The organism is Nocardia sp. NPDC058499 (assembly GCF_042719915.1).
Lineage (GTDB): Bacteria > Actinomycetota > Actinomycetes > Mycobacteriales > Mycobacteriaceae > Nocardia.
On the sequence record NZ_JBHXMZ010000010.1, the window covers coordinates 144,026 to 157,262 of the forward strand.

11 protein-coding genes are annotated in these 13,237 nt (G+C 68.1%); all 11 read left to right on the top strand.

The features are described 5' to 3' along the window. Window positions 1-34: 34 nt before the first annotated feature. Window positions 35-1,129 (top strand): undecaprenyldiphospho-muramoylpentapeptide beta-N-acetylglucosaminyltransferase, encoded by a 1,095-nt coding sequence (murG, locus tag ACFWPH_RS27060; protein ID WP_378755092.1) that lies wholly within the window; start codon window positions 35-37, stop codon window positions 1,127-1,129. A 38-nt stretch (window positions 1,130-1,167) separates the two neighbouring features. Beyond that, a complete protein-coding gene (gene murC, locus ACFWPH_RS27065; RefSeq protein WP_378755093.1) occupies window positions 1,168-2,637 on the top strand; it encodes a UDP-N-acetylmuramate--L-alanine ligase in 1,470 nt (489 codons plus the stop codon). A gap of 33 nt (window positions 2,638-2,670) precedes the next feature. Next, window positions 2,671-3,336: a cell division protein FtsQ/DivIB gene (locus ACFWPH_RS27070; protein ID WP_378754928.1), complete on the top strand. Its 666-nt coding sequence runs from the start codon at window positions 2,671-2,673 to the stop codon at window positions 3,334-3,336. A 385-nt stretch (window positions 3,337-3,721) separates the two neighbouring features. Beyond that, window positions 3,722-5,014 (top strand): cell division protein FtsZ, encoded by a 1,293-nt coding sequence (gene ftsZ, locus ACFWPH_RS27075; RefSeq protein ID WP_378754929.1) that lies wholly within the window; start codon window positions 3,722-3,724, stop codon window positions 5,012-5,014. 284 nt (window positions 5,015-5,298) lie between these two features. Further along, window positions 5,299-6,027: a peptidoglycan editing factor PgeF gene (gene pgeF / locus ACFWPH_RS27080; RefSeq protein ID WP_378754930.1), complete on the top strand. Its 729-nt coding sequence runs from the start codon at window positions 5,299-5,301 to the stop codon at window positions 6,025-6,027. Between the two features lie 237 nt (window positions 6,028-6,264). Then, window positions 6,265-7,041: a YggS family pyridoxal phosphate-dependent enzyme gene (locus ACFWPH_RS27085; protein WP_378754931.1), complete on the top strand. Its 777-nt coding sequence runs from the start codon at window positions 6,265-6,267 to the stop codon at window positions 7,039-7,041. A 181-nt stretch (window positions 7,042-7,222) separates the two neighbouring features. Continuing rightward, window positions 7,223-7,999: a cell division protein SepF gene (locus ACFWPH_RS27090; protein ID WP_378754932.1), complete on the top strand. Its 777-nt coding sequence runs from the start codon at window positions 7,223-7,225 to the stop codon at window positions 7,997-7,999. Between the two features lie 92 nt (window positions 8,000-8,091). Next, entirely contained in the window at window positions 8,092-8,394 is a 303-nt protein-coding gene (locus tag ACFWPH_RS27095; RefSeq protein WP_033245431.1) for a YggT family protein, read from the top strand. 63 nt (window positions 8,395-8,457) lie between these two features. Then, on the top strand, window positions 8,458-9,303 hold the full coding sequence (locus ACFWPH_RS27100) for a DivIVA domain-containing protein (RefSeq protein ID WP_378754934.1): 846 nt from the start codon (window positions 8,458-8,460) through the stop codon (window positions 9,301-9,303). A 56-nt stretch (window positions 9,304-9,359) separates the two neighbouring features. Then, window positions 9,360-9,557 carry a hypothetical protein gene (locus tag ACFWPH_RS27105; RefSeq protein ID WP_378754935.1) on the top strand — a complete coding sequence of 66 codons (198 nt, stop codon included), beginning with the start codon at window positions 9,360-9,362 and terminating at the stop codon, window positions 9,555-9,557. A 358-nt stretch (window positions 9,558-9,915) separates the two neighbouring features. Next, window positions 9,916-13,083: an isoleucine--tRNA ligase gene (gene ileS / locus ACFWPH_RS27110; RefSeq protein ID WP_378754936.1), complete on the top strand. Its 3,168-nt coding sequence runs from the start codon at window positions 9,916-9,918 to the stop codon at window positions 13,081-13,083. The last annotated feature ends 154 nt before the right edge of the window (window positions 13,084-13,237 follow it).

Sequence of the window (13,237 nt, forward strand, 5' to 3'; positions counted from 1 at the left end):
GGACCGGGCGGATCCGGCGCCGCGTGCGGACGGGATATCGGTGATCGTCGCGGGCGGCGGCACCGCGGGACATATCGAACCGGCCCTGGCCGTGGCCGATGCGTTGCGCCGGCTGGCCCCGGGGACCCGGGTGACCGCGCTGGGCACCCAGCGCGGTCTGGAAACGACGCTGGTTCCCGAGCGCGGCTACCCGCTCGAGCTGATCCCGCCGGTGCCGCTGCCGCGGAAACCGAGTACGGATCTGCTGCGGCTGCCGGGCCGGGTGCGGGCCTCGGTGGCGCGCACCCGGGAGATCATCGACGCGGTCGGCGCCGATGTGATCGTCGGATTCGGCGGCTATGTCGCGCTGCCGGCGTATCTGGCCGCCGGACCCGGTGTGCTGCGCCGCCGGCGCGCGGTGCCGGTCGTGGTGCACGAGGCCAATGCCAAAGCGGGTATCGCGAACAAGGTCGGTGCCCGCCGGGCCGCGCGCGTCCTCGCGGCGGTTCCGGATTCGGGACTCCACGCGGACGTCGTCGGGATCCCGGTGCGGTCGGCGATCACCTCGCTGGACCGGGCCGGACTGCGGGCGCAGGCCCGCGACCATTTCGGGTTGCCCGCCGAGGGACCGGTGCTGCTCGTGTTCGGCGGGTCGCAGGGCGCGCGGTCGATCAACGACGCGATCTCCGGCGCCGCGCCGCAACTGGCCGCGGCCGGTATCTCGGTTCTGCACGCACACGGTCCGAAGAACACCCTCGAAGTGCCCTCCCCGGATCCGCGCGCCCCCTATGTCGCGGTGCCCTATCTTTCGCGGATGGACCTGGCGTATGCGGCTGCCGACGCAGTGGTCTGCCGTAGCGGCGCGATGACCGTCGCCGAAGTGTCGGCGGTGGGCCTGCCTGCGGTGTATGTGCCGCTACCACACGGAAACGGCGAACAGGAACTCAATGCCAGGCCCGTTGTCGCCGCCGGTGGTGGCAGAATCGTCGGTGACCCGGAACTGTCCGCGAAGTATGTGATCGATGAGGTGATACCGCTGCTCACGGATCCTGCACGCATTGCCGAGATGGGCCGCGCCGCCGCCGGTGCCGGTCACCGCGCCGCCGCCGACGAGGTCGCGCGGATCGTGCTGCGGGCGGCGGGCCGGTGAGCGAGGACCAGGTGACGGCGGTTCCCGCCGGGCCGGCCATGCTCCCTCCGGAGCTGCTCCGGGTACATATGGTCGGGATCGGTGGCGCCGGGATGTCGGGGATCGCCCGGATCCTGTTGTCACGCGGGGGAGCGGTTTCCGGTTCCGATGCCAAGGAGAGCCGGGGTGTGCTGGCTCTGCGGGCGCGCGGGGCGCAGGTGCGGATCGGGCACGACGCCGGGGCCCTGGATCTGCTGCCCGGCGGCCCGACGGTGGTGGTCACGACCTACGCCGCCATCCCCAAAACCAATCCCGAACTGGTCGAGGCCCGGCGCCGCGATATTCCGGTGCTGCTGCGGCCCGCCGTCCTCGCCGCCTTGATGAGCGGGCATCGCACCCTGCTGGTCTCGGGGACACACGGTAAAACCTCCACCACCTCCATGCTCATCGTCGCGCTGCAGCATTGCGGTCTCGACCCGTCGTTCGCGGTGGGTGGTGAGCTCAACGAAGCGGGTACCAATGCCCATCACGGCAGCGGCGATACCTTCGTCGCCGAGGCCGACGAGAGCGACGGATCGCTGCTGCAGTACGACCCGGATGTCGCCGTGGTCACCAATATCGAATCCGACCACCTCGACTTCTTCGGCTCCGACGATGCCTATGTGCAGGTTTTCGACGATTTCACCGACCGGCTCGCCGCGGGCGGCCTGCTGGTGGTGTGCCTGGACGATCCGGGCGCGCGGGCCCTGGCCGAGCGGGTCGGGCCGCGGCTGGCCGAGCGCGGAGTCGGGGTCCTCGGTTACGGTTCCGGGGACCTGCCCGATGCGCCGGTTCCGGTGGGGGTCCGCCTGCACAGCTGGGAGCCGCGGGATGTGGGCGGTATCGCTCAGTTCCAGCTCAGCGGCGAACCCGCGCCGCGTACCCTGCGGCTGTCGGTACCCGGCCGGCATATGGCGCTCAACGCGTTGGCCGCGCTGCTCGCCGCGCGGGCCGCGGGCGCCGATATCGACGAGATCATCCAGGGACTGGAAGGTTTCGGCGGCGTCCATCGCCGGTTCCAGTTCGTGGGCCGGGAGAACGGCGTCCGCGTTTTCGACGATTACGCCCACCATCCCACCGAGGTCCGCGCCGTGCTCGGCGCTGCCGCGGAGCTGGTCGATCAAGAGGCGCGCGACGGTGCGCGGTCGCGCCGCGGCCGGGTGATCGTGGTCTTCCAGCCGCATCTGTACAGCCGCACCGCGACGTTCGCCGCCGAGTTCGGGGCCGCACTCGATCTGGCCGACGAGGTGGTGGTGCTCGATGTGTTCGGCGCCCGGGAGGAACCGTTACCCGGTGTCAACGGTGCCCTGGTCGCCCAGTCGGTCGGCAAACCCGTGCACTATCAGCCGGATATGTCGCGGGTGGGCCGGCAGGTGGCCGGTCTGGCCCAGCCCGGCGATGTGGTGATCACGATGGGCGCCGGGGATGTCACCATGCTCGGCAGCCAGATCCTGGACGGACTACGCGCGCGTCCGCAGTACGGGCGGTGACGCGGAGTGCGGTCCGGGGCGCGGCGATTCGGGATGTTCGGGTCACGGCGTTTCCGGTTGTGGGCGGTGCCCGCGGTAGCGCTGGTGCTCACCTTCGCCGCGCTGGCGTGGTTTTCGCCGATGCTGTCGGTACGCGAGGTGCGCATCGAAGGGGCGGGGGCGATCCCCGAGGATCGGATCCGGGAGTTGCTGCAGATTCCGGATCAGGGATCGATTCTGCGGATCGATACTGCCGCAATGGCCCAGCGGGTGGCGAGCATTCCGAAGGTGCGCAGTGCGCGTGTGCAGCGGGTGCTGCCGTCGACCGTGCGGGTGCGGATCGAACCGCGCACTCCGGTGCTGTATTACGACACCGCCGAGGGGGCGCATCTGCTCGACGCGGACGGGATCGAGTACGCCATCGAGCCCGCGCCGATCGGAGTTCCGAAGCTGGAGACCGAGAAACCCGGCAGTGCGGACGCACTCACCAGGGCGGCGATTGCCGTGGTGAGAGTGCTGCCACCGGAATTGACGGTGCAGTTGGACAGCGTGCGCGCAGAAACCGTCTCGGATATTTCGCTGACACTGCGCGACGGTCGCACTGTACTGTGGGGCAGCAGCGAGGACGGCGAACGCAAATCGGCGGTGGTGCTACCGCTGCTGACGCGTCCGGGAACCGTGTTCGACGTCTCGAGTCCCAGTCTGGTCACGGTAAAATGAGTTCTGCCAATCTTGTTCGGTTCGACCCTGTCCGGTTCGCCGCGCCGCGGCGTCCCCGTGGGTTCGTGCGGCGATTACCCGCCGCGGGTGCCGGGGGCGTACCACGATGTGGGCGCGGGCCGTACGGCAACCGTTCACGATACGACGGGCACCGCCCGGCCGGCGGCGAGTTCGCCGAAGAAACTGCTGATCGTCTCGGCGCGCCTGCGAGCGGATCGAGACGGCGGCGAATAGCGTTCGGCACCAGTCGGATACTTGACATAACTCCAACCCTATGGTTGAGGTTCAGGGTTCGCCCGGATCACGGTTCGCGGATTGCGATCAGACGGACCGGTACGGGGTATCCGGAAACGACAGACTTTGGATCGAAGGAAGGCGAGAGCTCATGACGCCCCCGCACAACTACCTTGCCGTGATCAAGGTCGTCGGTATCGGCGGCGGCGGCGTGAACGCCGTCAACCGAATGATCGAGCAGGGCCTGAAGGGTGTCGAGTTCATCGCGGTGAACACCGACGCCCAGGCACTGCTGATGAGCGATGCCGACGTGAAGCTCGATGTCGGGCGTGAGCTCACCCGGGGACTCGGCGCCGGCGCCGACCCGGAGGTCGGCCGTAAGGCCGCCGAGGATCACAAGGACGAGATCGAAGAGGTGCTCAAGGGCGCCGATATGGTCTTCGTCACCGCGGGCGAGGGCGGCGGTACCGGTACCGGCGGCGCACCCGTGGTCGCGAGTATCGCGCGCAAACTGGGCGCGCTGACCATCGGCGTGGTCACCCGGCCGTTCTCGTTCGAGGGCAAACGCCGCGGTAACCAGGCCGAGGTCGGCATCAATATGCTGCGCGAATCCTGCGACACCCTGATCGTGATCCCCAACGACCGGCTGCTGCAACTCGGTGATGCGGCGGTGAGCCTGATGGACGCCTTCCGCTCCGCGGACGAGGTACTCCTCAACGGTGTGCAGGGCATCACCGACCTGATCACCACCCCGGGCCTGATCAACGTCGACTTCGCCGACGTCAAGAGCGTGATGTCCGGCGCGGGTAGCGCACTGATGGGTATCGGTTCCTCCCGGGGGGAGGGCAGATCGGTGAAAGCGGCCGAGGCGGCGATCAACTCGCCGCTGCTGGAGGCCTCGATGGACGGTGCGCACGGCGTCCTGCTCTCGATCGCCGGCGGTTCGGACCTCGGCCTGTTCGAGATCAACGAGGCCGCGTCACTGGTGCAGGAAGCCGCCCATATCGAGGCCAACATCATCTTCGGTACGGTGATCGACGATTCGCTCGGTGACGAGGTGCGGGTGACCGTTATCGCCGCCGGGTTCGACGGCGGCGGGCCGACCAGACGCACCTTCGATACGGCGAGCAGCCGGGGATCGCTGGGTTCCGGGCGGACCGCGGAGATTTCCGCGCAGTCCGCGCGCAGCGCCGAACTCGGCCATTCCCGTACCGCCGAACTCGGCGCGGCCCGCAGCCACTCCGAAGAACCCGCGTCCATCCGGTCCTCGGATACCGGTTCGTCGGTCGCCCGGGGCCCGGCGCCGAGCTACCGGGATACCGAACGCGGCCGCCCACCGGTGGATCCGACTCTCACACACAACAGCCGGTCGCATATCCAGCCGTCGCCGGAACTGCCCGACGATGACGACGACGTCGACGTCCCGGATTTCATGCGCCGCTGAACCACCACGGCCGGACCGGCATCCGGCGCTGCCCGATAGCGGCGCCGGCAATCCGCCGGGCGTACCCGCCGTGTTCGGGACGGCCCGGCACGTCTCGCCGGACCGGTTCTTCGCCGGGCTCGGAGTGGTGGCCGGTGTGTTCCGCCCTCTGCGGCCTGTGCCGTATCGCCCAGGCATGCCGGCCGGGTCCCGCGGCGCACCCGCCCGTTCGAGTCCGCACGTCGGGTTCGCCGTGAGCTGTCGGTGAATGGGCTACACGCGGTATGCCCATTAGGCTCGACATCATGACTGCGCCACCGGTACTCACCGTTCGACGGGTAGTGACCACCCGCGCGGGGGGTTTCTCCGCGCCACCCTACGATTCGTTCAATCTCGGCGACCACGTCGGTGACGACCCGGAAGCGGTGCGGCGCAACCGCGCCCGCCTGGCCGCCTCCCTGGACCTACCCGCCGATGATCTGATCTGGATGGATCAGATCCACGGGCGGACCGTGGCGACGGTCGACGGCCCGCGCACCGAACCGGTGCCGGGCACCGATGCGCTGGTCACCGCCCGGCCCGGGCTGGCGCTGGTGGTGCTGACCGCCGACTGCGTGCCGATCCTGCTCTCCGACGACGAAGCCGGTGTGATCGCGGCGGTCCACGCGGGCCGGGTCGGGGCGCGGATCGGCATCGTGCCCCGCGTGCTGGAGGCGATGGTCGCCGCCGGGGCGCGACCCGAGCGGATCGGTGCGCTGCTCGGGCCGGCGGCCAGCGGCCGGCAGTACGAGGTGCCCGCCGAGATGCGCGCCGATGTCGAGGCGCACCTGCCCGGCAGTGCCACGACAACAGTGCGCGGTACACCGGGACTGGATCTGCGTGCCGGGATCCGTCGTCAACTCACCGCGGCCGGGGTCGGCGCCGTCGCCGAGGACGCGCGCTGCACCATCGAGGACACCACTCTGTTCAGCCATCGCCGCGGTGCGCCGACCGGGCGGCTGGGCAGCGTTATCTGGATGGAGCCCGCCGCCTAGCTGTTCCTGCATCGTCGGGAAATCTGCAGGGGATCCGGCACTGCGCGGGTGCGGTGCCGGCCGCGAATCCGGTGACCGAGTGCGGAGGAGAAGATTCATGAGCGCAGCGATATGCCGAAGCCGGATCGGCGTCGGCCGATGAGCGGGACCGGGAGTGCCGCGCGCGGTGCACGACGCCACGGTCCGGGGGATTCGGCAGGTCGCACGCCCGGCGGTGGACCGCGGGAAACAACCGGGGTGGGTCATCGGTCCGCGGGCCCAGCTGTCCCGGACAGCGGACCGCCGGACCCGGGAAGCGCGACCCGCACCGATGTGCTGGCCCGCCGGCTCACCGGGCTGCTCGCCCGCATCGATGCTGCGTGCGCGGCCGCGGGACGCGATTCCGGCGAGGTGCGCCTGCTCCCGGTGACCAAGTATTTTCCGGCCTCGGATATCGCCGTGCTGCATCGTCTGGGCCGCCACGACTTCGGCGAGAACCGGCCGCAGGAGGCCGGTGCCAAAGCGGACGATCTGCGCGAGCTACGGCCACTGCGCTGGCATCTGATCGGCCGGTTGCAGCGGAACAAGGCGCGGCAGGTGGCGCGCTGGGCGTACGCCGTCCAATCGGTGGACAGCGAACGTCTGGCGACTGCCCTGGAAACGGCGGTCGCCGCGGCGCTGGACGCCGGTGAGCGGTCCGAGCCACTGGAGGTACTGATCCAGGTGAGCCTGGACGCGGACCCGGCCCGCGGCGGCGTGGAACCCGCCGGTGTCCCGGCGCTGGCGGACCGGATCGCGAGTTCCGCCGAACTGCGGTTGGCGGGGATTATGGCTATTCCGCCGCTGGTCGCCGACCCGGACGCGGAATTCGCGCGGCTGGCCGAGGTCCACGGCCGGTTACGCGCCGCGCATCCCACTGCCACGGAACTGTCCGCCGGAATGTCCAATGATCTTGAAAGAGCTATTGCCCATGGATCGACGTGTGTGCGTGTCGGTACCGCCCTCATGGGCGAGCGACCGATAACCTCGGCGTAGCAAACAAACCTCATCAGTCACATTCGACACATATGCTGGGACACGACGAGGGCTGAGCAAGACTTCAACACCCGGCCGCCACCGGGGCCGAAGGAAGGTCGACCAGAATGAGCGAGCGCAGCGAGCGAGTAGTGGGCGCAGCCACGAGCGTGGTCGTGACGGAGCCGAGTGAGGTGCGGTCATGAGCACACTGCACAAGTTCAAGGCGTACTTCGGCATGGTTCCGCTCGAGGATTACGAAGACGACTACGTCGACGATCGCACCCCCCGTGGGGTCGAGGATCGCGGCGGACGCCGGCCGCGTGACTACTCCGACCGCGCTCCCCGCGACTACGACGACCGTCCGGACTACGACCGGTACGCCGAGGACCGTTACGACGGTCCCGACTACCGCGATGCGCCGTACAAGGCCCCGTACCAGCCCAGCTACCCGCCGCCGCGGCGGGACGACTACCCGGGCGACACCTACGCCGACGATTACGAGGGTCCGCGCCGCCCCACCCGGATCGACGCCGCCGCGTCCGGCCGGTATCGTCCGGGCGGCGGCGCCTCCCTGCGTGGCGCGACCAGGGGAGCGCTGGCAGTCGATCCCGACGCCGAGGAGCGACGGCTGGCCGAACGGGTTCGTCCCGAACCGGCCGCCGCCCGCCGTCCCGCGATCTTCGAGGACGGAGGTCCCTTGTCCAAGATCACCACGCTGCGCCCGCGTGATTACAGCGAAGCGGCGATCATCGGCGAACGGTTCCGGGAGGGGAACCCGGTGATCATGGACCTGGTCGACCTCAGCAATGCCGATGCCAAACGCCTGGTCGACTTCGCCGCCGGGCTGGCGTTCGCCCTGCGCGGCTCGTTCGACAAGGTGGCCACCAAGGTGTTCCTGCTCTCTCCGGCCGATGTCGACGTATCGGCCGAGGAGCGCCGCCGGATCGCCGAAACCGGTTTCTACAACCAGAAATAGCGGCTGTCGCGCCCACAGCGGGCGCGACGTTGCCGGGACCGAAGTCGGCGCGGGCATTTTGCACCGCGCCGATTTTGCGGCAGAGTGAGACCGTGGCCTTGTTCGCGGTGCTGTACTTCGTACTGTTCATCTTCTGGCTGTTGCTGATCAGCCGGGTGATCGTCGAGTTCATCCGTAGTTTCGCCCGCGACTGGCGTCCCACCGGGGTGGTCGTCGTGATCCTCGAGGTGATCTTCACGATCACCGATCCTCCCGTGAAGCTGTTGCGACGGCTGATACCACCGGTCTCGCTGGGCGGAATTCGACTGGATTTGTCGATTATGGTCCTGCTGTTCCTGGTGTTCATCCTCATGTCCGTCGTCAGCGGCCTCGGCGGGTCGGTAGCTCCGGTGTGACAGAATGGTCCGAGAAGACTTGCCAGAGCCGCTAGATCTGACAACGCGCGAAGGGATCCTTCCATGCCGCTGACCCCAGCCGATGTGCACAACGTCGCGTTCAGCAAACCGCCTATCGGGAAACGCGGCTACAACGAGGACGAAGTCGATGCCTTCCTGGATCTGGTCGAACAGGAACTTTCCCGCCTGATCGAGGAGAATGCGGATCTTCGCCAGCGGGTTGCCGAACTCGACGCGGAGCTGGCCGATGCCAAGAGCAGCCGCGGTCCGGCCGGTGCCGGGCTCGGTAAACCGGTGCAGCAGGCGCCCCCGCCGGAACCGGTGAAACCGCCGGTCCAGGCGCCGCCTTCGGCCCCCATCCCGGCGGTTCCGGCCGCGCCTGCCGCGGCGGATGCGGGCGCCGACGCGAATATGCAGGCCGCGAAGGTGCTGAGTCTGGCGCAGGAGATGGCCGACCGGCTCACCAGCGACGCGAAAACCGAAGCCGAGAATTTGCTGGCCAATGCCCGCGCCAATTCCGAGCGGCTGGTCAACGATGCGCGGGCCCGCTCGGAAGAGATGGTCGCCGACGCCCGGCACAAATCCGATTCCATGCTCTCCGATGCGCAGACCCGGTCCGACAGCCAGCTGCGGCAGGCCAAGGAGAAGGCCGATGCGCTGCAGGCCGATGCCGAGCGCAAGCACACCGAGATCATGGGCACCATCACCCAGCAACGCAATGTCCTCGAGAGCCGGATCCAGACCCTCAAAACCTTCGAACGCGAGTATCGGGTGCGCTTGAAATCGTATCTGGAATCGCAGCTCGAAGAGCTGGAGAACCGTGGGTCGGCCGTACCGGTGGACGAGGGTGACTCCTTCGATACCGGGGCCAACCAGCAAGCTCTCGCATCGTTCGGCCAGGGCGAGTAAGCGCTCGATACCGCTGGGCGCGAACGGGCACCCGGCCTGCTGTCCTGGGGGTCAACATGCTTGTCTTGACACTGGCGCTCGCCGCGATCGGCCTGGTTCTGCTGATCCTGTCGCTGACCACCGGGTCGGTGATCTGGGCCTGGGGCTGCATCGTGGTGTGTGGACTCGGTGCTGTGGTGTTGCTGGTGAGCGCGCTGTCGATGCGCGCACCCGAGGAGGAGCTGCCGCCGCGGGACCAGCACGCGAAACAGTGACGAGGACTACTGCGAACGAGAACCGAACTGTCCTTCCGTGGTGCGCGGCGGGGCGGGCCTTATAAGTAGTTGACCGTCACGGTTAGAATCAAACCTGATAGGCGATGATCCGGCCATCACCGGGGAGCTTTCGGAAGAACGGCGCCGTGCAGCGGATCTCGTGCGCTGCCGCACACGCTCAGTAGAGCCGAACGGGGTCAGCCCGTCACAGCTGGAAACGAGTGGTCCGCCCGCCCCGCCGGGCAGGTGGACAAGCGGGGTGGTACCGCGGTACCGGAGCACCGATTGCGCCGGTCGTCGTCCCCGTGCCGGATACGAGAGCGCTGCGGCGCCGGGCACGAGGAGATGTGAATCCGCGATGGCGGACGAGAATTCCAGCAGCAGCGCATACCCCCGCGTCGATCTCGGCGGCGGACCGGGCGTGACCTTCCCCGAGATGGAACGGGCCGTTCTGGACGCATGGGCCGCCGACGGAACCTTCCGCGCCAGCATCGACAACCGTGTCCCCGCACCGGATGCGGCCGGATCGGCCGGCGCCGGCGAGTTCGTGTTCTACGACGGCCCGCCGTTTGCCAACGGTCTGCCGCACTACGGCCATTTGCTCACCGGATACGTCAAAGATGTCATCCCACGTTTCCAGACCATGCTCGGGAAACGGGTCGATCGGCGATTCGGCTGGGACTGCCACGGACTGCCCGCGGAAATAGAAGCGGAGAAGCAGCTCGGTATCACGGACAAATCACAGATCGACTCGATGGGTCTCGCGGAATTCAATGCGGCGTGCAAGAATTCGGTACTCCGCTATACCGGGGAATGGCGCGACTATGTGACCCGTCAGGCGCGCTGGGTGGACTTCGACAACGATTACAAGACCCTCGATCTCGACTTCATGGAGTCGGTGATGTGGGCATTCAAATCGCTGTACGAGAAGGGCCTCATCTACCAGGGTTTCCGGGTGCTGCCCTACAGCTGGTACGAGCAGACTCCGCTGTCGAATCAGGAGACCCGGCTCGACGACGCCTACAAGATGCGCCAGGATCCGGCGGTCACCGTGGATATGGTGCTGCGGGTACCGGCCGAGCATCCGCTGGCCGGACTCGACGGTGCGGCGGCACTGGTCTGGACCACCACCCCGTGGACGCTGCCGTCCAACCTCGCGATCGCGGTGCACCCGGATGTGCGCTACGTGCAGGTGCGCGGTGTCGACGGTAAGCGCTATCTGCTGGCCGCCGAACGGCTCGGCCACTACGCCCGCGAACTCGGCGAGGAACCTGCGGTACTCGGTGAATACGACGGCGCCGCGCTGGTCGGACTCGAGTATCGGCCGCCGTTCGACTTCTTCGCCGGCCATCCCCGGGCACACCGGGTGCTGTCGGCCGACTATGTCGCCACCGACTCCGGTACCGGCCTGGTGCATCTCGCGCCCGCGTTCGGTGAAGAGGATATGGACGTGTGCAGCGCCAACGGGATCGAACTGGTGCAGCCGCTCGATCCGGGTGGCAAGTTCACCTCGATGGTGCCCCCGTACGAGGGGCTGATGGTCTTCGACGCCAACCCAGTGATCATCAAAGACCTCAAGACTGCGGGGAAACTGCTGCGGCACGAGACCATCGAGCACTCCTATCCGCACAGCTGGCGGTCGGGGCAGCCGCTGATCTATATGGCGGTGCCGTCCTGGTTCGTCGGGGTGACCGAGTTCCGTGACCGGATGGTGGAGTTGAACAAGCGGGTCAACTGGGTGCCCGAACATATCCGGGACGGCCAGTTCGGCAAATGGCTCGAAGGTGCCCGGGACTGGAACATCAGTCGTAACCGCTACTGGGGCAGCCCGATCCCGGTGTGGACCTCCGACGATCCCGCCTATCCCCGTATCGACGTCTACGGTTCGCTCGACGAACTGGAACGCGATTTCGGGGTCCGCCCCACGGATCTGCACCGGCCGATGATCGACGAGCTGACCCGGCCCAACCCCGACGATCCGACGGGGCGCTCGACCATGCGCCGGGTGCCGGAAGTGCTGGACTGCTGGTTCGAATCGGGTTCCATGCCCTTCGCCCAGGTGCACTACCCGTTCGAGAACAAGGACTGGTTCGACTCCCACTTCCCGGGCGATTTCATCGTCGAGTACAACGGGCAGACCCGCGGCTGGTTCTACACCCTGCATGTGCTGGCCACTGCGCTGTTCGACAGTCCCGCGTTCTCCAACGTGGTCGCGCACGGCATCGTGCTGGGCGACGACGGCCTGAAGATGAGCAAGTCCAAGGGCAACTACCCGGACGTGAACGAGGTATTCGAGCGCGACGGCTCCGACGCCATGCGCTGGTTCCTGATGAGTTCACCGGTACTGCGCGGCGGGAACCTCATCGTCACCGAACGCGGTATCCGGGAGGGTGCGAGCCATGCGCTGCGGCCGCTGTGGAACTCCTGGACCTTCCTCCAGCTCTACGCGCCCGAAACCGGCACCTGGCGGACGGATTCGGCGAATGTGCTGGATCGCTACATCCTGGCGAAGCTGGCGCAGACCCGGGACGCGATGACCGCGGCGCTGACGGAGTTCGATATCGCCGGCGCCTGTGAGGAGCTGCGGACCTTCGCCGACGCGCTCACCAACTGGTATGTGCGCCGATCGCGTTCGCGCTTCTGGGCCGAGGACCGGGACGCGGTCGATACCCTGCACACCGTGCTGGAGGTCGCGACCCGGCTGGCGGCGCCGCTGCTGCCGCTGGTGACCGAGGTGATCTGGCGCGGTCTCACCGGGGGCCGGTCGGTGCATCTGGCCGATTGGCCCGCCGCCGATACGCTGCCCGCCGACCCGGAACTGGTCGCGGCGATGGACGAGGCGCGCACCGTGTGCTCGACCGTGCTGAGCCTGCGCAAGGCGCAGCAGCTGCGGGTCCGGTTGCCGCTGGCGGAGGTGACCATCGCCGCCGCGGACGCCGACCGGCTGGCACCCTACGCCGATATCATCGCCGACGAGGTGAACGTCAAAAAGGTCGATCTGACCACCGATGTCGCCGCGCACGGCCGGTTCGAGCTGGCCGTCAACGCCCGGGCGGCGGGGCCGCGGCTGGGTCGCGAGGTCCAGCAGGTGATCAAGGCGGTCAAGGCCGGGGAATGGACGGAAAGCGCCGACGGTGTGGTCACCGCGGCCGGAATCGAGTTGCTGCCCGAGGAGTACACGCAGCGGCTCGTGGCCGCCGAGCCGGAATCCACCGCGGCGCTGCCGGGTAATGCCGGACTGGTGGTGCTCGATTCGGTGGTCACCGAGGAACTCGAGGCCGAGGGCTGGGCCCGCGATCTCATCCGGGATCTGCAGGAGACCCGGAAATCGCTGGGCCTGGATGTTTCCGACCGGATCACCGCGACGCTCGAGGTTCCGGCGGACCGGCAGGAGTGGGCGCGGACCCATCGGGATCTCATCGCCGGTGAGGTCCTCGCTGTCGAGCTGGAATTCGGTCCGGTCGGTTCGGATGGCGCCGAGCTGGCAGGTGGGTCACGGGCCCGGATCGCGAAGGTGAGCCACTAGGCAGGCGGACCTCGCCGAGGCTGTTGGCGATGTGCGGTGGTGTGCGCCCGGCACCACTGCACATCGCCGATCCCCTGGTTTCCGGAGTCAGCGGCTGGCACCCGGGATGCCGGAGCCGGATTCCCGGACGATCACCGCACCGCCTGCTGAACGG